This is a genomic window from Litchfieldella rifensis, from assembly GCF_042646605.1.
In the GTDB taxonomy this organism is placed as follows: domain Bacteria; phylum Pseudomonadota; class Gammaproteobacteria; order Pseudomonadales; family Halomonadaceae; genus Litchfieldella; species Litchfieldella rifensis.
Map to the genome: position 1 here is coordinate 1 of NZ_JBHRUG010000047.1, position 20,285 is coordinate 20,285.

A 20,285-nucleotide genomic window follows, 5' to 3' on the forward strand; every position below is an offset into this window, starting at 1 on the left:
GTGCCGCGCTCGCGCGCGTCCCAGCCCTGGTAGATGGCCTCCGGCACATGGAAGGGCGCATGCGGCCAGTCGAGCTGTTCGCGCGCCGCGGCGACCTCGTCGGCGCCCAGCGCCGCGCCGTGGCACTCCTCCTTGCCCTGCTTGTTGGGCGCGCCGAAGCCGATGACGGTGCGGCACACGATCAGGCTGGGGCGGTCGTCGTGACTGCGCGCCAGCTCGATGGCCGCCTTGACCTCGTCGGGCCGGTGACCGTCGACCTGGGGCACCACGTGCCAGCCGTAGGCCTCGAAGCGCTTGGCGGTATCGTCGGTGAACCAGCCTTTCACCTCGCCGTCGATGGAGATGCCGTTGTCGTCATAGAACACCACCAGCTTGCCCAGCCCTTGGGTGCCGGCCAGCGAGCTCACCTCGTGGGAGATGCCCTCCATCAGGCAGCCGTCGCCGACGAAGCAGTAGGTGTAATGGTCGATGATCGCATGCCCGGGGCGGTTGAACTGGGCCGCCAGGGCGCGCTCGGCGATGGCCATGCCCACCGCGTTGGCCAGGCCCTGGCCGAGCGGGCCGGTGGTGGTCTCGACCCCCGGGGTATAGCCCAGTTCGGGGTGGCCGGGGGTGCGCGAATGCAACTGGCGGAAGTGCTGCAGGTCCTCGAGGCCCAGTTCGTAGCCGGTCAGGTGCAGCAGCGAGTAGAGCAGCATCGAGCCGTGGCCGTTGGAGAGCACGAAGCGGTCGCGATCGGCCCAGTGCGGGTTGGCCGGGTTGTGACGCAGATAGTCGTTCCAGAGGACTTCGGCGATATCGGCCATGCCCATGGGGGCGCCGGGATGGCCGGAATTGGCCTTCTGCACGGCATCCATGGACAGGGCGCGAATGGCATTGGCCAGTTCGAAACGGGACGGCATTGGGTAGCTCCTCGCCTGCGGCAAATAAGCAATAGCTTCGATAAATCAACAGCCTGGGCTGCGATTGGTCGATTCTTCATGGCTGGGGTGGCGCCGCTCGCGGGACGGCGCGCTTGATCAGGGCGCTTATTGTCGCCGAGATGCGCTCATCCATCAAATCGTGAAGTGATCCGTCATGCCACGAATAGCCGTCATCGAGGGCATTCTCTGCGGCAAATTCTAGGAACAGGGCAAGTCAACGTGTAAACTCTTGCCCCCAAGCCGGCGGCAATGCCCAGCCGGGCCCGTCGAGCGTCGCTCTTGCCGTCATGTCTGGCGGTCCGCGGCGCGGTTAGCCCCGAACCCGTTTGAGCCCAGTGCACCGCATCAAACGCCTTTTATCGAGAGGGTCGAGGACGCCATGAGCGAATACTCCCTGTTTACTTCCGAGTCCGTATCCGAAGGGCATCCGGACAAGATCGCCGACCAGATTTCCGATGCGGTACTGGACGCCATCATCGCTCGTGACAAGCAGGCGCGCGTCGCTTGCGAAACCTTGGTCAAGACCGGGGTGGCGATCGTCGCCGGCGAGATCACCACCATGGCCTGGGTCGATCTGGAAGAGTTGGTCCGCCAGGTGATCATGGACATCGGCTACACCTCGTCCGACGTCGGTTTCGACGGCGAGACCTGTGGCGTGCTCAACCTGATCGGCAAGCAGAGCGTGGACATCGCCCAGGGTGTCGACCGCAGCAAGCCCGAAGACCAGGGCGCCGGTGACCAGGGCTTGATGTTCGGCTATGCGACCAATGAAACCGACTCCTACATGCCGGCACCGATCCACTATGCGCATCGTCTGGTCGAGCGCCAGGCCGAGCTGCGCAAGAATGGCCTGCTGCCGTGGTTGCGCCCGGACGCCAAGAGCCAGGTGACCTTCCACTACGACGACGACGGCAAGCCCTGTGCGGTGGACGCCGTGGTGCTGTCGACCCAGCACGATCCGGGTATCGACCAGGAAGAGCTGCGCAAGATGGTCAGGCGCGAGATCATCGAGCAGGTGATTCCGGCCGAGTGGCTGACCGACACCACCGAATACCACATCAACCCGACCGGCAAGTTCGTGATCGGTGGCCCGGTGGGCGACTGTGGCCTGACCGGCCGCAAGATCATCGTCGACACCTATGGCGGCATGGCACGCCACGGTGGCGGCGCCTTCTCCGGCAAGGATCCGTCCAAGGTCGACCGCAGCGCCGCCTATGCCGGCCGCTACGTGGCCAAGAACATCGTCGCCGCCGGCCTGGCCGAAAAGTGCGAGATCCAGGTGTCCTACGCCATCGGTGTGGCCGAGCCGACCTCGGTGTCGATCAACACCTTCGGCACCGGCAAGGTCAGCGAAGCGCGCATCATCGAGCTGGTGCGTGAGCACTTCGATCTGCGCCCGCACGCCATCACCCACATGCTCGATCTGCTGCATCCCATGTATCGGCTCACCGCGGCCTATGGCCACTTCGGTCGCGAGCCCTTCGAAACCAGCTACCGCTGGACGGATGTCGGCGGCGAGGAGCATACCGAGACCTTCATCGCCTTCCCTTGGGAGAAGGTCGACAAGGCCGATGCTCTGCGCGATGCTGCCGGTCTGTAAGGCCGTCTCGCCGATCGATTCAGAGGCCCCGCCGGCGCTGCCGTGCGGGGCCTCTTGTCATGCGTGAAGGGAAAGCAGCATGCTCCGCTACCCCCCTTGATCATGCCGCCATAAATCGCGTTTGTCGTTATCGATCGCGTTCCATAGACTGACTTTGTCGCTCATCGGCCAGGAAGGCGCTCCACCATCGCTGTTGACCAAGGGAGACTACCCGTGAATCTTTTCTCGAAACTCCTTCAGCGCGCGGCTGACAATCGGCCGATCCGGGTCGGTCTCATCGGGGCCGGGAAATTCGGCTCGATGTTCCTGGCGCAGGTCCGCTCGATCAGGGGGATGCATCTGATGGGCATCGCCGACCTGTCGGCAGAGCGCGCCCGCAAAGCCCTCGCCAACACCGGCTGGGAGCCGCATGCCATCGTCGCCGCCTCCCTCGACGATGCCCGGTCGTCCGGTCGGACGTACATCACCGAAGATGCCGAGGCGCTGATCGGCGCCGGTGGTCTCGATGTGGTCATCGATGCTACCGGCAATCCCGCGGCAGGAATCCGTCACGCCCTGCTTGCGGCCGAGAACGGCCGGCACATGGTCATGGTGAACGTCGAGGCGGACGTACTGGCCGGCGCCTATCTGGCCGAGAAGTTTCGCAACGCCGGGCTTGTCTATGGCATGGCCTACGGGGATCAGCCCGCTCTCGTCTGCGAGATGGTGGATTGGGCCCGTACCTGCGGCTTCCGCGTGGTGGCCGCGGGGAAGGGCACGAAGTATCTCCCCCACTACTCGCAATCCACCCCCGATACCGTCTGGAGCCACTATGGCATCACCCCGGAGCAGGCCGAGCTGGGGGGGATGAACCCGCAGATGTTCAACTCGTTCATCGACGGCACCAAATCCGCCATCGAGATGGCCGCCATCTCCAACGCGACCGGGCTTATCGCTCCGAAGGAGGGGCTTGCCTTTCCGCCAGTCGGCGTTCACGACCTTCCCGAGGTGCTCAAGCCGAGTGTCGACGGCGGCATCCTCGAAAGCGCCGGCATGGTCGAGGTCGTTTCCAGCGAAGAGCGCGACGGACGGCACGTGTTCAACGATCTCCGCTGGGGTGTCTACGTGACCTTCGAAGCGGCAGACGATGGCCAGGGCGCCGACTACATTCGCCGCTGCTTCAAGGAATACCAGGTCGTCACGGATCGGACGGGGCGCTACGCCTCGCTCTACCGCCCCTCGCACCTCATCGGCCTCGAGCTGGGGGTGAGCGTGGCCTCCGCCGTTCTTCGCAACGAGGCCACCGGGACCCCAGTCGACTTCAGTTCGGACGTGGTCGCGGTGGCGAAGAAATCTCTGTCATCCAGCGAGACGCTGGACGGTGAAGGCGGCTACACGGTCTGGGGTCGGATCATGCGGGCGGAGGACTCGCTTGCCCTCGGCGCGCTGCCGATCGGCCTCGCTCATGGGGTGAAACTCAAGCGTGAGATTCCCTCGGGCCAGGTGCTTTGCTGGGATGATGTGGAAATCCCCGCCAGCCAGGCCGTCAGCGTACGCCGCGCCATGGAGCAGGCGTTTCGCGACAGGCTGGGTCCCCCGGATAACGGCTGAGCGTCAGACAAGGCCGAAGCCTGCGGCGATTGAAAAACCCGACGAGCTGTAGTGAACTGCTCTACAGGTCGAATACTCACCTGTTCTGTTGCTGCTGTCCGAGGGGCGCTGCAGCACCCGCCGGTGGCTAACCGCGGATGCGAGGCTCGGACAGACGCTGTATTCAGGCAACGGCGCCCATTCCCCGGAATGGAGTAGAACGATGAGCCAACTGGCTTCCACCAACACCACCACGCAGGACTACAAGGTCGCCGATTTGACGCTGGCCGATTGGGGCCGCCGCGAGATCCGCATCGCCGAGACCGAGATGCCGGCGCTGATGAAGATCCGCGAGAAGTACCGCCAGCAGCAGCCGCTGGCGGGCGCACGCATCGCCGGCTGTATCCACATGACCATCCAGACCGCGGTGCTGATCGAGACCCTGATCGAGCTGGGTGCCAGCGTACGTTGGTCGTCATGCAATATCTTCTCGACCCAGGACCATGCCGCTGCCGCCGTTGCCGCCGCCGGTATTCCCGTTTTCGCCTGGAAGGGTGAGACCGAAGAGGAATTCTGGTGGTGCATCGAACAGACCGTGACCGGTCCCGATGGCTGGGCGCCCAACATGGTGCTCGACGATGGCGGTGACCTGACGGCGGTGTTGCATGAAAAGCATCCCGAACTGCTCGACACCGTCCACGGTATCTCCGAGGAGACCACCACCGGTGTGCACCGCCTGCACGAAATGCTGCGCGACGGCACGCTCAGGGTACCGGCGATCAACGTCAACGATGCCGTGACCAAGTCGAAGAACGACAACAAGTACGGTTGCCGCCATTCGTTGAACGATGCCATCAAGCGCGGCCTCGATCACCTCATGGCCGGCAAGCAGGCGCTGGTGGTGGGGTATGGCGATGTCGGCAAGGGCTCGGCGGCCTCGCTACGCCAGGAGGGCATGATCGTCAAGATCTCGGAGATCGACTCGATCTGCGCCATGCAGGCCTGCATGGACGGCTTCGAGGTGGTTTCGCCCTACGTGGGCGGCGTCAATCAGGGCGTGCCCAGCATCGACCGTGAGCTACTCGGCAAGATCGACCTGGTGGTCACCGCCACCGGCAACATCAACGCCTGTGATGCGCCGATGCTCAAGGCACTGAAGAAGGGGGCGGTAGTGTGCAACATCGGTCACTTCGACAGCGAGATCGATACCGCCTACATGCGTCGCCAGTGGCATTGGGAAGAGGTCAAGCCCCAGGTACACAAGGTCTATCGCGACAGCGACCCGGGGGAATACGACCCGCAGAGCGACGACTATCTGCTTTTGCTCTCCGAGGGGCGCCTGGTCAACCTGGGCAATGCCACCGGTCATCCCTCGCGGATCATGGACGGCTCCTTCGCCAACCAGGTGCTGGCGCAGATCCATCTGTTCGAGCGCCGCTTCGCCGATCTGCCGGCGGCCGACAAGGCCGAGGCGTTGACGCTCTCGGTGCTGCCCAAGCATCTCGACGAGGAGGTGGCCCGCTACATGGTCGAAGGCTTCGGCGGGGTGATCACCAGGATGACCGAGGCCCAGGCCGAATACACCGGCGTGCCGGTGGAGGGGCCTTACAAGCCGGACGAATACCGCTACTGAGATATACTGTCAGTGACTCGGAACGCCGCCCCTGAGGCGGCGTTTTGCATGCTGCCGAGCTGTACATCATAAGAAACTGAATTCGACATAAGGCAGATCCGTGACCAAAGGAAAGCGACTCCTGTTGGCATTGACCGGTGCCATGCTGTTGCCTGGTTGTGCAACGATCGAGGTTCCCAGGACATATTCGACCGCACTCGATGGCGACGCGTCGACGACGACCTATCTGGGGGCTTGGGCACAGCAGGCTGCCAAGCAACATGAGGAGCTGAATGGCCTGCGCCTGCTGACCGAGGGACCGGTGGCCTTTGCCCTACGTGTTGCGTTGGCGGAGCATGCGCAGAAAACCCTCGATGTGCAGACCTACATCTTCGGGAACGATCATGCCGGGCGAGCGTTGCTGAAGCGGATGCTGCATGCCGCACAGCGCGGCGTACGTGTCCGCCTGCTGCTCGACGACACCGCCAGTCTCGGCAAGCAGGACATGTTGGCGGCGTTCGACAGTCACCCGAATACCGAGGTGCGCGTCTTCAATCCGATCCCGGCGGCGCGTCGCAGCTGGCTGGGCTACCATCTGGCGTTGGCCGTCGACTTCGAGCACCGGCATCGCCGCATGCACAATAAGCTGTGGCTGGCGGATGGTGCGGTGGGTATCACCGGGGGGCGCAACCTGAGCGACGAATATTTCGAGGTTGCCGACAGCAAGCTCAATTTCAATGACCTCGATGTCTTGGCGATTGGCCCGGTGGTGGATGCGCTCTCGGAAAGCTTCGATGACTACTGGAATTATCCGCTGGCGGTGCCGCTGCGGTACTTTGTGCAGGCCCCGCCAGCCGCCTGGCACGATCTGCTTGCCGAGCTCAACGCCAGTGGTGGACAGGAGAGAGCCCTCTCGGCGCCGTCCCCGGTCCAGCGTCTCGTTGGTGAGGCCGGTCAGGCTCTGCTGGCGTCATTGGAGTGGGCACCAGTCATCGCCTTGTGGGACCGGCCGGAAAAGCTCGATGCGGAGGGCTACCCGGCGCTGGAACTGACGCTGCTTGACCAGCTCGGCGATGCCTTCCGGAGTCTGAAGCGGCGGCTGCTGATCATTTCCCCCTTCGTCGTGCCGACTCCGGCCAGTATCCGCTACCAGGAGACGCTGGCCGAGCGCGGCATCACGCTGACACTGCTCACCAACTCTCTGGAAGCGATGGACCATCCTTCGCTGCATGGTGCCTACGCGCCATGGCGTCCTGCCTTGCTGGCTAACGGCGCGCGCCTCTTCGAGCTGCGTGCAGCCCCGGAGGCAGAAGATGAGTCGCGCACTTCCGACGATATCTCCAGCCTGCACATCAAGGCCATGGCCTTCGATGACGAACGGGTCTTCATTGGCTCGATGAACGCCGACCCGCGTGCGGTGTGGTGGAACAGCGAAATCGGACTGTTGGTCGATAGCCCCGCGCTGGGCCAGCAACTCTGGTCATTGGCAGAGCAGGGCATGGACCCGAAGCGCAGTTATCGAGTACGGCTGGAAGATGGCCGCCTGATCTGGCAGACCGAGGTGGCGGGGCGTCGGGTGACGCTCGAAAAGGAACCAGGCGGTGCCTGGCGGCATTTCCAGTCTTGGACCATCCGGCTCTTGAACATCGAGCACTTGCTGTAAGGCCGCGCCGGACGTGACCGCCATTCAGTCGGCGACGAAGCCGAGAAAACGTCCCGCTATCACGATGGCTGGCCACAGCAACAGGGAAATGCCACCGGCAATCCGCAGGTGTCGGCTCGTGGCGTGCGCAATACCGGAGCCGAGATTCAACACCAGGGCGTTGACGATGGCCAGGGAAATCAGGGTCAACTTGGTCAGGAACAGCGGCTGATCAGCATATTCCGTGGCCCGGCCGATGAACAGCAGTGGTCCGGTCGCAAGCGCCAACAGCAGGCCAGCGATCGCCGCACCCTGCAACAGCCTTGCCAACGGCACGAGGGGAATGCTGCGTCGCCACCCTAGCAGACGCAGGTCGAGAGGCACGATGGCGCCTACCAGCAAGGCGATCCCCAGAACGTGTAGTGTATTGACCGAAGCATAGCCCCAGCGTGAGACACGCAGCCACTGTGCCAGCGACGATTGCTCGAGCAGCGATAACAGCGCCCCCATCGCGGCGGGTCAGACCCGGTCAGGGTAGAGTGTGTACTCGCTGTCGCCAATCCACAGCCTGACGACCTTCAGGCGTTTTTCTCGTCCGGACCGGCCGACGGTGCCCCCAGGACGCGGATTTCGACACCTTCGGCCAGATCGCCCTCTTCGAGGCCGGCACGCTCGTTGCGCCACGGCTGGCCGACCTCCACGATCCAGGCCGTACCATCGACGTCGAGCGTGAGCCTGCCATGCGGGTTACCCAGACTTGCTTCGGTGATGGTGCCGTTGAGTTCGATGTTCTCGCCACTGGTCCAACTCCAGCCATGATGGGCGAAAGCGGCGGAGGGGGCATAGCCGAGCAGCAGCAGGCAGAACGCAACGATCGATATGAAACGGCAGCGAATGATGGCCATGTCGATGGGCCTCGCATTGTTCGTCATCCTTGGTTTCAAGGCTAGTCCCGGTCGCTGTTTCTGCAAGCTGCCAAGGCGGTATGAGCGGCAAATGGTAGACTACGTGTACAGATGTTAGATCGTTTGCCGCTTCTCCTTCACTCCCGGGCCAGCCTTACCGAGGTGGCCCTGGCGTGCGGTTTCGCCGATGCGGCGCATTTCTCGCGTGTCTTTCGTTCCCGGCATGGCCTCTCCCCTCGCCAGTGGCGGGACATTCAGTACAGGCCGGTGAGTCGCAACAGTCCCTCCAGATAGAGCGGAATCAGCAACGGGGCGGCGAGCGTGGTCACGAGCACGGCGATAGCGCCCTTCTCCGGGCGGATCGAGAGTTCCATGGCGACCACCACCACATTGGCGGCCATCGGCACCACACCGATCAGCAGCAAGGCCAGCACCAGTTCGGGGGCGATGCCGGTGGTGGCCTGCAATGTCGCGACCACGCCCAGGGCGATCAGCGGCCACAGCCCATAGCGCACCACCACGCAGGCGGCGATGAAGCGGGCATCCAGCTCGCGTATCGTCACCCGCCCCAAGGTCATGCCGATGATCATCATGCCCAGCAGGGTGTAGGTGGCCGGGAATACCTCGAGGCTGTTCATCACCGGGCCGGGGATCGTGATGCCCAATGCGCTGGCCAGCAGGGCGGCGAGGAAAGCGTAGATCAGCGGTAGGCGGGTGATCTTGACCAGGCTCTGGCGTACCGAGAACTGCCCCCGTGCACTCACGTAGAAGCCGAGAGTGAACTCGTAGAGCGTGACGCCCAGCAGGCAGAACAGGTACAGGGTCACGCCTTCCGGCGGCAGCAGCACCATGGCGATGGGCAAGCCGAAGTAGCCGGTATTGCCGGTGCCTCCCGAGAAGGCCAGGACCGCGGTTTCCTGGGCCGGGAAGAAGGGGCGCGCCAGGCGCTGGACCAGCAGGCATACCAGGCTGGCGGCAACGAAGGTGCCCAGGGTCAGCAGCAGGTAGGTCGGTGTCGGCCCGCCCAGAACCAGGCCGCGGAAGAAGGTCAACGGGGCAATCAGGTAGATCAGCAGCGTGGCGATGGGCCGTGGGTCGATGGCCAGTCGCCGTGCGCACAGCCAGCCCAGGCCGACGAAGGCCAGCAACATCCATAGGGGAGTGATGAGGGTCGTACCCAGGTCGAGTTCCACTATTCGCGCTTCCGCATATAAAAATAGGCATCATGCCTGCCCCGGCGAGCGATGTCAGCGCCACGGGCGAAGAAGGTCAGGATTATTCAAGTCATGCGCCATGCCGGCTGACAAGCTGGGGCTCGCCTTCATGACAGAGGAACTCGCCATGACCGAAGCCCGCTTGCGCGTGCCGAATACCCGCGCCACTGCCATCGGCGCGACCACTGTGCTCAACTGGTCACTGCTGGCGGCTCTGACACAACTCTCGGGGTCGGTGCCCCCCTTCCTGCTTACCGCGCTGGCCTTTGCCATCGCCTTTGGCTGCTTCGCGGTATGGCTGCGCGTGCGCGGTGAGTCATTGGTGGTGCCGCTCAGGCAACCCCCATTGGTCTGGGCGCTGGGGGTGGGCGGCTTGTTCGGCTATCACGCCCTCTACTTCGTTGCCCAGCAGAATGCGCCGCCGGCCAATGCCGGACTGATCAGTTATCTGTGGCCACTGCTGGTCGTGATCCTCGTGGCCCTGCTGCCTGGTGAACGTCTCAAGGCGGTGCACGTCATCGGTGCCGTGCTGGGATTCTCCGGAGCGGCGTTGCTGGTGGGCGGTGATGTGGGCGCCGGTGGCAGTACGCTTGGCTATGCGGCGGCCTTCGCTTGTGCCTTCGTGTGGAGCGGCTATTCGGTACTGTCACGAGCGGTCCGTGATGTGCCTACCACGGCGGTCGGTGGTTTCTGTTTGGTGACGGCATTATTGGCGATGCTGTGCCATCTGCTTTTCGAAACAACGGTGTGGCCCCAAGGGGTGGGCTGGTTAGGTGTGATCGGCCTGGGGGTGGGGCCAGTCGGCAGTGCCTTCTTTACTTGGGATGTGGGGGTCAAGCACGGCGATCTACGGCTATTGGGGTTCCTGGCTTACTTCAGCCCGCTGCTATCGACCCTGGTGCTGATCGTCAGCGGTTACGCCGAGCCGACATCCGGACTTGCCACAGCGGCCGTGCTGATCACCGTGGGAATGCTCATCGGTAGTGGAAGGCTGAGGTGGCCGAGCAAAGAGCCCGAAGAAGAGAGGGCTTAGTGTCACGGGTTCTATCGCAGCGGTTTCCTATATGAATGAGATCGATACAGGATGGCAAAACTTTCATTGGTCGGCGTGCGGTGAAGCCGGCACAATGCGACCATAATCAAGGCCGGCCGGTACCTGAGACGACAGTTTCGGCGCCGACGACGAGCCTGAAGATGAAAATGCCGAATATGAGAGTCGCTCGCCAGGGCGGCCGGAGAGGGTTGAATCGATGAGTTTACAAACGCATTCGCTGGACATCAGCTTCGAGTTCTTTCCGCCCAGTACCGAGGCCGGGCGTGAGAAGCTGATGGGCGTACGCGATGCCCTGGCCGAGCGCAAGCCCCGCTTCTTCTCGGTGACCTACGGCGCCGGTGGTTCCACCCAGGCGCGCACCACCCAGACCGTCAAGGCAGTGCGTGAATGCGGTATCGAAACGGCACCTCACCTGTCGTGCATCGGCAGCGACAAGGGCGAGTTGCGCGAACTGCTGGCCCACTATCGTGAGGTAGGCATCAGCAGCCTGGTGGCACTGCGTGGCGACCTGCCGTCGGGCATGGGGGGCATCGGCGAGCTGCGTTATGCCAATGAGCTGGTCGAGTTCATCCGTGAGGAAACCGGCAACCATTTCGAGATTGCCGTGGCCGGCTATCCCGAGTCGCATCCGCAGGCGCCGAACTTCGAGAAGGATCTGGAGAATTTCGCGCGCAAGGTGAATGCCGGGGCCAATCTCGCCATCACCCAGTACTTCTTCAATGCCGAGGCCTATTTCCACTTCGTCGAACGGGCGCGCCGGCTGGGCGTCGAGGTACCGATCATCGCCGGTATCATGCCGATCACCAACTACACCAAGCTGGCGCGGTTTTCCGATGCCTGCGGCGCCGACATTCCGCGCTGGATCCGCAAGCAGCTCGAGGCCTACGGAGACGACGGCGAATCGATCCGGGCCTTCGGCGAGGAAGTGGTGTCGCGACTGTGCCAGCAGTTACTCGATGGCGGCGCGCCAGGCCTGCATTTCTATACCCTCAACCAGGCCGACGCCACGCTGAAGGTGCTCGACAATCTGTCCTGACCAGAACGGTTGGCGACCTGCCCAACGGGCGTCTAGCCTGATGGCTGCAGTTCCACGGAATCAGGAAAGGAGAGACGCACGATGCGTAATGCCATCTTTCTGGGGAGCGTCGCCACCTCCCTGCTGTTGGCGGCGGTTGTCGCCCACGCTGACGAGAGTCGCGAGGTCGAGATCCACAAGGTCAGCGCCGACGGGGTCGAAGAGCAGATCGGCTCCGTAACGCTGGAAGACAGCGAATATGGACTGTTGCTGACCCCCGAGCTGAGTGACCTCCCGCTCGGTCCCCATGGCTTTCACGTTCACGAGAACCCCAGCTGTGAGCCGGCCGAGGACGACTCGGGCGAGATGACTGCCGCCAAGGCGGCCGGTGGCCATTTCGATCCCGACGAGACCGGCAGTCACGCAGGTCCCTATGGCGATGGTCACTTGGGCGACCTGCCGTTGCTGGTGGTGAACGAGGACGGCGAAGCGACGACGCCGGTGCTGGCGCCACGGCTGAGTGTCGACGATCTCGATGGACGCAGCCTGATGATCCACGAAGGCGGTGACAACTATGCCGACGATCCCGAGCCACTGGGTGGCGGGGGCAGTCGCGTGGCGTGTGGCGTGGTGAGTTCCTGAGAGAGCGGAAAAAACGGAAACCCGCCGGCCATGTCGTGGTCGGCGGGGTTTTTCGTCAGGGACTCAGGACTTGACGGGTACCTTGTCGCCTCCCAGCGGCAGGCGTCGTTGCAACAGGAAGATGGCGATGCCCGCCGCCAGCCCGGCCAGGTCGGAGTAGATGCCGCCGTAGATCATGCACACGGCGCCCACCAGCAGTACCAGCCGCAGCAGGGCCTTGATCGGTCCGAAGAACCACGCCTGCACCGCCGCCGCCAGCATCACGATGCCGAGTGTCGCGGTCACGCCCACGCGCAGGATCTGCAAGCCACTGCCTTCCATCAGCATCGCCGGGCTGTAGAAGAACATGAACGGCACGATAAAGGCCGCCAGACCGATCTTGAACGAGGTCACCGAGGTCTGCATGGCATTGGCCCCGGAGATGCCGGCCGCCGCGTAGGAGGCCAGCGCCACCGGCGGGGTGATGGCCGAGACCACCGCGAAGTAGAACACGAAGAAGTGCGCCACCAGCGGCTCGATGCCGATCCCGATCAGGCCCGGGGCGACCACCGAGGCCGCCACTGCATAGGCGGCTGTGGTCGGCATGCCCATGCCCAGCAGGATGCTGATACACATGGCGAAGAACAGCGCCAGCAACTGGCTGAACCCGGCCAGGCCCAGCAGCAGCGACGAGAAGCGCGAGCCGACCCCGGTCAGGGAAATCACCCCGACGATGATCCCGGCACAGGCACACACGGCGATGATCTGGATCGACATGGTGCCGGCCAGTTGTAATGCCCGCAGGATCGAGGGAATCCCCATCTTGTGCGGCGAGAGCCAGCTCACTACCGCGGCGGCGGCGGTAGCCAGGGTGCCGGCACGGATCACCGAATACCCCATGAACAGCGCGACGATCAGGATAATGATCGGTGCGAACAGGTAGACCTGCTTGACCAGGCGCGAGAAGAGCGGGATCTCGTCCTTGCGCATGCCGCGCATGCCCTTGCGCGCGGCCTCGAAGTCGACCATGAAGTAGACCGAGGCGAAGTACAGGATCGCCGGAATCACCGCCGCGACGGCGATCTCGGTATAGGGGATACCGGTGATCTCGGCCATGATGAAGGCCCCGGCCCCCATGATCGGCGGCATGATCTGCCCACCCGTGGAGGCCGCCGCCTCGATGGCCCCGGCGCTGCGGCTGGGGTAACCGACTTTCTTCATCAACGGAATGGTCAGCGAGCCGGTGGACACCACGTTACCGGCGCTGGTGCCGTTGATCATGCCCATCAGCCCGGAAGCGAAGATCGCCACCTTGGCCGGGCCACCACGCGCCCGGCCAGCGGCAGCGAAGGCGAAGTTGACGAAGTAGTCACCGACCTTGGATGCCTGCAGGAAGGCGGCGAAGATGATGAACAGGATGATATAGGTCGACGATACCGCGGTGGTCGGCCCGAGGATGCCCGCATCGGTATACACCTGGCTGAAGAAACGGCCTACCGATAGCCCCGGGTAGCCCAGGAAGCCGGGCAGATAGGGGCCGGCGAAGACGTACAGCAGGAACACGAACGAGATGATCACCAGCGCCAGGCCGGCCACGCGACGCGTCAGCTCGAGGATCAGCAGTGACCCGGCGATGGCGGCATAGGAGATGCCCATCGGCGCGAACGTGGTGCCGGTGGACATGCGCAGAGGGGTATTGTAGATCACCAGGAAATAACCGGCACTGGCCAGGGCACAGACCATCAGCACCAGGTCGGGCAGGCTCAACCGCTCACGGGTCTGACGATAGCACCAGGACAGCACGACAGCGGCTGTCGTGGCGGCGATCAGCGGCAGGCCGAAGTGCCAGGCCTCGATATGCGGTTCGATACGCATGGCGCCGCCACTGATGGTGCGCCACATCAGTATGACTTGTACCAGGGCATAAGCGGCGGGCACGAACAGGGCCGTGCTCAGATAGCGCAGCCACGGGGCCGCCGGCGTGTCACTCTCGGAGACGAAACGTGCTCCGGTGTAGAAACCGTAACCGAGAATCAGCGCCCCGCAGATATGGATGATGCGAAACGACCAGGTCTCCAGTGGATAGATGTTCAGCGAGAACAGGTGAAAGGAGGAATAGAGAATGGCCAAGGTGCCGAACAGCCACCACAGCCAGCCGCTGAAAAGCCGGCGATTGCCTTCGACCACTTCTTCATCGACACCCTGGGCAATGGTCTCGGGTGCCGTGTCGAGCGCAGCGTCGACTTGCGCTTCGGGTCGTTTATCGGAGGTGTTGCTCATGGGAAGTTACCCTTGAGAGTAAAGGGATAGGAGCCTAATCGAGGGCCGGTGCCTGTCCCTTATCAGGCACCGGTCCTCGTCATGGGGATGCTGAATGGCTTAGTGGATCTGCGCCGCGTCGATTTCGTAGCCGTTTTCGTTAAACCAGCGTGCGGCCCCCGGATGGAAGGGAATCACATGGTTGTGAACCACATTTTCCGGGATGGTAGTGGCGGCACTGCGATGAACCGAGCGCATCTTGTCGTTGTTTTCCATGGTGATGCGGGTGGCTTCGTAGACGAGGTCTTCCGGCAGGTCGCAGCCAGCGATGGCGAAGTTCCACATCGAGACAGCGCGCGCGTCTTCTTCAAGAGTCGTGTAGGTGCTGGCCGGGATCATGAATTCGGAGACCGGGAATGCCTTGATGGCCGCGGCCTGCTCTTCCTCGGTGAACTCGATGATGTTGACGTCGGTCTGCACCTCGAGCTGGCTGACGGCCGGGATCGGGATGCCGGCAGCGAAGGCGATGACGTCGAGCAGACCGTCCTGGAGCTGGCCTCCGAGGTCGGTCCAGCCGCCGTTGCGTCGTTCGAAGTTGACCCCGAGTTCGGCAAGAATGGCCGGGAAGTAGGTGTCGGAGGTGGAACCGGCCGGTCCGAAACCGATACGTGCGCCATCGGGAATCTCGGAGATGGACGTGATGCCCGAGTCGGTCAGGGCGGAGATCGAGAACGGTGTCTCGTACATCGGGAACATGGCACAGACGTTATCCATCACCACGCCTGGGGCCAGCGGACTGTTTCCGCTCATGGCATCGGCGGCCGGCCCCATGGTGGTCATGCCGAAGGCGATGTCGCCACTATGTACCAGTGCCAGGTTCTGGGTCGGTCCACCGGTTACCTCGCCGCCGCCGGACAGGCCGAGTTCGTCGGCGATCAGGTTGGCCCAGCCGGAACCGTATACGAAGTAGGTGCCTCCTTGGCTGGCGGTACCCATGGTGAAGCTCTGTGGCCACTCGGAGCGGTCGGCGTGAGCGGTAGAGGCCAGTAGAAGGCCACCGATGCAAGCGCTCGTGGCCAGGGTGGTGGCGACGCGCGACAAGGGGAAGCTGCGATGGTTAGCTGACATGCGATACCCTCTTCGTTCTTTATCGTTGGGTGGATGATGCATAGCACTTCTCTAGCAGCAACGACTGTGCCGTCCTTGAAAAAATCATTGTGGTTCAATTAATTAAGGAAACCTCTTTCCACTAAGGTCGAAGAACAAAAGAAAGGGGATGTCTGGAAGTTCGCACCCCTGGCCTTGTCTGCTGTGCGGATTTCCGCACATAAAAGCAGGCCCCGCAGCGGTGTAAGCGCTGCGGGGCCTTGTGCTGGGACTTGCTTGAGCTAGCTGCGCGGGATTATTCGCGTGAGCCAGACCCTTTGGGGTCGAGGATCTTCACCTTCTGCACCTCGTCGCGCTGCTGCTCCTCACGGGGACGGTTGACCCGGGTTTCCAGCTCGGCAGCCGCGCCATCCTCGATGGGGAGCTGTTCGAAGAAGTCGCAGTTGACGCAGTCGCGGTAGCGAATGCCGTACTGCTCCCAGGTGCGGACGCGGTCCATGGCGGCGCAACGTGGGCAGATGGCGCCGGCGATAAAACGTTTTTGCACTGCCATCGGAGTCTCCTCGTCACTCAAGCGGCACGAATGCCGCTATGGCGCAACAGCGGTTCGACACTGGGTTCACGGCCGCGGAAGGCGCGGAATGTCTCGGCGGCATCGCGGGCTCCCCCCTTTTCGAGGATCTCGCGGCGGAAGCGAGCCCCCGTCTCGCGATCGAAGATCCCGGCTTCCTCGAACGCACTGTACGCATCGGCGGACAGCACCTCGGCCCACTTGTAGCTGTAGTAGCCCGCGGCGTAGCCACCGGCAAAGATATGGCTGAAGCCGTTCTGGAAGCGGTTGAAGCTGGCCCTGGGCACCACCGAGACGGCATCGCGCACCGCATCGAGCAGCGCCTGGACGTCGGCAGCCTTTGGCGCGGCCAGCTCATGGTGCAAGCGGAAGTCGAACAGCGAGAATTCCAGCTGGCGAACCATGCCCATGGCCGACTGGAAGTTCTTGGCCGCCTGCAACCGCTCGAGCAGCTCGCCGGGCAGCTTGGCGTCGGTATCCACATGACCGGCGATCATGTCCAGGCCCTCGCGTTCCCAGCAGAAATTCTCCATGAACTGGCTGGGCAGCTCCACGGCATCCCAGGCCACGCCGTTGATGCCCGAGACATCGGCGACTTCCTGCTTGGTCAGCATATGGTGCAGGCCATGGCCGAACTCGTGGAACAGGGTGGTAACCTCGTCGTGGGTCAGCAGCGCCGGCTTGTCGCCTACCGGGCGGGTGAAGTTGCAGGTCAGATAGGCGACCGGCAACTGGATATGCCCGTCCTCGTGGGCGCGCCGTACCCGGCATTCGTCCATCCAGGCGCCGCCACGCTTGCCCTCGCGGGCATAGAGGTCGAGATAGAAACCGGCGATCGGCTCGCCGTGCTCGATGATGCGAAAGAAACGCACGTCCGGGTGATAGCGCGGCGCGCTGTCGTCTTCCTCGAATTGCACGCCGTAGAGCGTCTCGACGACCCGAAACAGGCCATCGATGACCCGGGGAGCCGGAAAATAGGGGCGCAACTGCTCCTGGGAGATCGCGTAGCGGGCCTCGCGCAGCTTCTCGCTGGCATAGCCGATATCCCAGGGCTCGAGATCGGTGAGGCCGAGTTCGTCGCGGGCGTAGGCTTCGAGCTCGGCAAACTCGTCCTTGGCCTGGGGATAGGCGCGGCTGGCCAGGTCTTCGAGAAAATCGAGCACCTGGCGGGGCGACTCGGCCATCTTGGTGGCCAGGGAGTAGTCGGCGTATGTGGAGAAGCCCAGCAGTTCGGCCAGCTCGTGGCGCAGTCGCAGGGTTTCCTCGATGATTGGTGCGTTGTCGTACTCCCCGGCATTGGGCCCTTGGTCGGAGGCACGGGTGATGAAGGCGGTGTATACCTCGCGACGCAGCTCGCGGTCATGGGCGAAGCTCACCACCGGGAAGAAACTGGGGAAGTCGAGGGTGATGCGATAGCCCTCGACGCCCTTGGCCTCGGCGTTGGCCTTGAGCGTGTCGAGCGCGCTCTGGGGCAGGCCGTCGAGCGCCTGGACATCGGCAATCTCCTTGTGCCAGGCCTGGGTCGCATCCAGCACGTGGTTGGAGAAGGTGTTGGCCAGTTCCGACAGGCGGGCCTGAATCTCGCCATAGCGCTGCTTCTTGTCGGCGGGCAGGTCGACACCGGCGAGGCGGAAATCGCGCAGGGTGTTGTCCACCGAGCGACACTGGGCCTCGTCGAGGCGGGTATAGGCCGGTGAGTCCCTGAGCGCCTGGTAGGCCCGGCACAGGCCTTCATGCTGGCCCAACCAGGTGCTGTATTCGGACAGCCTGCCCAGGCAGGCCTGGTAGGCTTCGCGCAACGGCTCGGAATTCATGGTGGCATTGAGGTGCGACACCGGTGACCAGGCCTGGGACAGGCGATCGTTCAAGGCCTCCAGCGGCGCGGCCAGGCTCTCCCAGCTCGGGGGAGCCTGGTTGGCGCGTTCGGCCAGGCGCTCGATGGCGGTTCGATTGTCCTCGATCAGGCGCTCGATGGCCGGTACCACCTGGTCGGGCTGAATGTCGCCAAAGGGTGGCAGGGTGTGGGTTTCGAGCAGTGGATTGCGGGACATACGAACCTCCGGAGTGAAATCTCATGCATAGATGCGGGCAGCGAGGCACGGTTTCAATGGAGACTCCCAACGCCGTCGGTGCTCGTGCCGTCAGGCTTGCGCCTTCGATGACTGGTCAGCCCCGCGTCGAGCGGCTACCCTCTGCTGCCGTCATCTCAAGGATCAATCCATATGACTGAAACACTGGAACGCTGGAGTTCACGACGGGCCTTTATCCTGGCGGTCACCGGCGCCGCGGTAGGGTTGGGCAATATCTGGCGCTTTCCCTACATGACCGGCGAGAACGGAGGCGCCGTCTTCCTGCTGCTGTATGTTGCCTTCGTGGTATCGCTCGGGCTACCGGTGATGATGGCGGAAATCATGATCGGCCGGGCCGGGCGACGCAGCCCGATGCAGTCGCTGGCCTACCTGGCACACCAGGCCGAGGCGTCGCCGCATTGGCGCTGGCTGGGAGTGTTCGGTGGCGTCACCGTGTTCTTCATCCTGTCGTTCTACTCGGTGGTGTCGGGTTGGTCGATCGAGTTCCTGATCGAAGCCGTCAACGGTGACTTCGTCGGACTGGGGCCGGCGGAGATCGGCGCCAACTTCGACGCGTTCCTCGCCGATCCGCTGCGCATGACCTTCAATCACACCCTATTCCTGCTGTTGACCATGTCGGTAGTCGCAGCTGGGGTCGCCGGCGGACTGGAAAAGCTCAATAACCTGATGATGCCGCTGCTGTACGTGTTACTGGTGGTACTGGTGATCTATGCGGCATCCACCGACGGCTTCGGACAGGCGCTGACCTGGTTGCTGCGCCCGGACCTCTCGGCGCTCAGTGTGGGGGTGGTGCTCAATGCCTTGGGCCATGCCTTCTTCACCCTGGCGGTGGGCGCTTGCGCCCTGATGGCCTATGGTGCCTACATGCCCGACCACCAGAGTCTGCCGCGCGCCGTCGGGGCGGTGGCGGTGCTCGATGTGGCGGTGGCGCTGCTGGCCGGAGTCGCCATCTTCTCGGTGGTCTTCTCTCAAGGCATGGACCCCGGAGAAGGCCCGGGGCTGATGTTCGTGACCCTGCCGATCGCCTTTGCCGAACTCCCCTGGGGCTCGTTATGGTTGGGAATCTTCTTCCTGCTACTGCTGCTGGCCACCTGGACCTCGTCGATCAATCTTGCCGAGCCGATGGTCGCCACCCTGCAGGGCATGGGGTTGCGCCGTAGTCGGGCCACGGCGCTCGTCGCCGTAGCGGTGTGGCTGGCGGGGCTGCTGTCGGTGCTGTCGTTCTCGACCATGGCCGAGGTGGACTGGCTGGCCGGCATGAACTTCTTCGAATTGGTGACCACGGTGCCCACCGATGTCTTTCTGCCCATCGGTGGCTTGCTGATCGCGATCTTCGCCGCCTGGGTGATGCCGCGCAGCACGGCACTGCGGGCGCTGGATGCCGGACCTAACGGGTTTCGTGTGTGGCAAGCCCTGTTGCGCTACGTGTCGATTCCCTTGACGCTGATCGTGCTGTTGTCCGGGCTGATATGACAAAGTCGAGTTGAGGGGACGCCCAGGTTCCTTCTTCCAGGAGGCGTATATGAATATTCGAACCTTTCAGGGCATCACGCCGCGTTTCGGCGCACGGGTCTACATCGACCCGGCCGGCATGGTGCTGGGCGATGTGGTGCTGGGCGATGATTGCTCGGTATGGCCGATGGCCGTCATTCGCGGCGATATGCACCGGATCCGTATCGGCGCCAGGACCAGCGTGCAGGACGGCAGCGTGCTGCACATCACGCATGCCAGCGATTTCAATCCCGGTGGTCACCCGCTGACCGTCGGTGATGACGTGACCATCGGCCACAAGGTGATATTGCATGGCTGCACGATCGGCAACCGGGTACTGGTCGGCATGGGGGCCATCGTCATGGATGGGGCGGTGGTCGAGGATGAGGTCATCATCGCCGCCGGTGCGGTGGTCACGCCGGGTAAGCACCTGGCCAGCGGCCATGTCTATGCCGGCAATCCGGCCAAGGCACTGCGGCCGCTCAAGGCGCCTGAGCGCGAATTCTTCCCTTATACTGCCGGCAACTACGTCAAGCTGAAAGACCAGTATCTCGCCGATGGGCAGGCAGACCAGCACTCCGCCTGAACCTGTCGCCATTTGGCAACTGTTTG

The 20,285-nt window shown here is 63.4% G+C and carries 17 protein-coding genes, 1 pseudogene and 1 riboswitch; of the genes and pseudogenes, 10 read left to right on the forward strand and 8 right to left on the reverse strand.

Annotated elements, in window-relative coordinates:
* Positions 1–902 (reverse strand): annotated as a pseudogene (locus ACFOEV_RS19575) (transketolase); the annotation flags it as partial.
* A gap of 400 nt (positions 903–1,302) precedes the next feature.
* Between ACFOEV_RS19575 and metK the strand changes: the two are divergent.
* From metK to ACFOEV_RS19595, 4 genes are all read left to right on the forward strand, one after another.
* Positions 1,303–2,523 (forward strand): methionine adenosyltransferase, encoded by a 1,221-nt coding sequence (gene metK, locus ACFOEV_RS19580; protein ID WP_386776577.1) that lies wholly within the window; start codon positions 1,303–1,305, stop codon positions 2,521–2,523.
* Positions 2,524–2,736: 213 nt separating this feature from the next.
* Positions 2,737–4,113 carry an NAD(P)H-dependent oxidoreductase gene (locus ACFOEV_RS19585; RefSeq protein ID WP_386776578.1) on the forward strand — a complete coding sequence of 459 codons (1,377 nt, stop codon included), beginning with the start codon at positions 2,737–2,739 and terminating at the stop codon, positions 4,111–4,113.
* Positions 4,114–4,207: 94 nt separating this feature from the next.
* Positions 4,208–4,299: riboswitch (S-adenosyl-L-homocysteine riboswitch) on the forward strand.
* A 16-nt stretch (positions 4,300–4,315) separates the two neighbouring features.
* Positions 4,316–5,725, forward strand: coding sequence for an adenosylhomocysteinase (ahcY, locus tag ACFOEV_RS19590; RefSeq protein WP_386776579.1), 1,410 nt, complete (start codon positions 4,316–4,318; stop codon positions 5,723–5,725).
* 100 nt (positions 5,726–5,825) lie between these two features.
* Positions 5,826–7,367: a phospholipase D family protein gene (locus ACFOEV_RS19595; protein WP_386776580.1), complete on the forward strand. Its 1,542-nt coding sequence runs from the start codon at positions 5,826–5,828 to the stop codon at positions 7,365–7,367.
* Between the two features lie 24 nt (positions 7,368–7,391).
* On the opposite strand, the gene ACFOEV_RS19600 is transcribed toward ACFOEV_RS19595, so the two are convergent.
* Complete coding sequence (locus tag ACFOEV_RS19600; protein WP_386776581.1) at positions 7,392–7,856, reverse strand: hypothetical protein; 465 nt, start codon at positions 7,854–7,856, stop codon at positions 7,392–7,394.
* Between the two features lie 68 nt (positions 7,857–7,924).
* Positions 7,925–8,278: a DUF6152 family protein gene (locus ACFOEV_RS19605; RefSeq protein ID WP_386776582.1), complete on the reverse strand. Its 354-nt coding sequence runs from the start codon at positions 8,276–8,278 to the stop codon at positions 7,925–7,927.
* 84 nt (positions 8,279–8,362) lie between these two features.
* Between ACFOEV_RS19605 and ACFOEV_RS19610 the strand changes: the two genes are divergently transcribed.
* Positions 8,363–8,545, forward strand: a complete 183-nt coding sequence (locus ACFOEV_RS19610; protein ID WP_386776583.1) for a helix-turn-helix domain-containing protein — start codon at positions 8,363–8,365, stop codon at positions 8,543–8,545.
* Here ACFOEV_RS19610 and ACFOEV_RS19615 read toward each other — a convergent pair.
* On the reverse strand, positions 8,506–9,402 hold the full coding sequence (locus tag ACFOEV_RS19615; protein WP_386776600.1) for an AEC family transporter: 897 nt from the start codon (positions 9,400–9,402) through the stop codon (positions 8,506–8,508). The two genes, ACFOEV_RS19610 and ACFOEV_RS19615, sit on opposite strands and share 40 nt — an antisense overlap.
* Positions 9,403–9,592: 190 nt before the next feature.
* On the opposite strand from ACFOEV_RS19615, the gene yddG reads away from it, so the two are divergent.
* From yddG to sodC, 3 genes are all read left to right on the forward strand, one after another.
* Positions 9,593–10,498: an aromatic amino acid exporter YddG gene (gene yddG, locus ACFOEV_RS19620; protein WP_386776601.1), complete on the forward strand. Its 906-nt coding sequence runs from the start codon at positions 9,593–9,595 to the stop codon at positions 10,496–10,498.
* A gap of 217 nt (positions 10,499–10,715) precedes the next feature.
* The gene (gene metF / locus ACFOEV_RS19625) at positions 10,716–11,555 is read left to right on the forward strand and encodes a methylenetetrahydrofolate reductase [NAD(P)H] (RefSeq protein ID WP_386776584.1); all 840 of its coding nucleotides are present in this window, start codon (positions 10,716–10,718) and stop codon (positions 11,553–11,555) included.
* Between the two features lie 81 nt (positions 11,556–11,636).
* The gene (gene sodC / locus ACFOEV_RS19630) at positions 11,637–12,176 is read left to right on the forward strand and encodes a superoxide dismutase [Cu-Zn] SodC (protein WP_386776585.1); all 540 of its coding nucleotides are present in this window, start codon (positions 11,637–11,639) and stop codon (positions 12,174–12,176) included.
* 63 nt (positions 12,177–12,239) lie between these two features.
* Here the strand turns inward: sodC and ACFOEV_RS19635 are convergent, their stop codons facing one another.
* The 4 genes from ACFOEV_RS19635 to prlC all read right to left on the reverse strand — a co-directional run bounded on the left by ACFOEV_RS19635 (position 12,240) and on the right by prlC (position 18,143).
* Entirely contained in the window at positions 12,240–14,435 is a 2,196-nt protein-coding gene (locus tag ACFOEV_RS19635) for a TRAP transporter permease (RefSeq protein WP_386776586.1), read from the reverse strand.
* A gap of 99 nt (positions 14,436–14,534) precedes the next feature.
* Positions 14,535–15,542, reverse strand: a complete 1,008-nt coding sequence (locus tag ACFOEV_RS19640) for a TAXI family TRAP transporter solute-binding subunit (RefSeq protein WP_386776587.1) — start codon at positions 15,540–15,542, stop codon at positions 14,535–14,537.
* Positions 15,543–15,816: 274 nt separating this feature from the next.
* Positions 15,817–16,074, reverse strand: a complete 258-nt coding sequence (locus ACFOEV_RS19645; protein WP_386776588.1) for a YheV family putative zinc ribbon protein — start codon at positions 16,072–16,074, stop codon at positions 15,817–15,819.
* A gap of 17 nt (positions 16,075–16,091) precedes the next feature.
* A complete protein-coding gene (gene prlC / locus ACFOEV_RS19650) occupies positions 16,092–18,143 on the reverse strand; it encodes an oligopeptidase A (protein ID WP_386776589.1) in 2,052 nt (683 codons plus the stop codon).
* A gap of 171 nt (positions 18,144–18,314) precedes the next feature.
* On the opposite strand from prlC, the gene ACFOEV_RS19655 reads away from it, so the two are divergent.
* Entirely contained in the window at positions 18,315–19,655 is a 1,341-nt protein-coding gene (locus ACFOEV_RS19655) for a sodium-dependent transporter (protein WP_386776590.1), read from the forward strand.
* Between the two features lie 49 nt (positions 19,656–19,704).
* Positions 19,705–20,259, forward strand: a complete 555-nt coding sequence (locus ACFOEV_RS19660) for a gamma carbonic anhydrase family protein (RefSeq protein ID WP_386776591.1) — start codon at positions 19,705–19,707, stop codon at positions 20,257–20,259.
* The last annotated feature ends 26 nt before the right edge of the window (positions 20,260–20,285 follow it).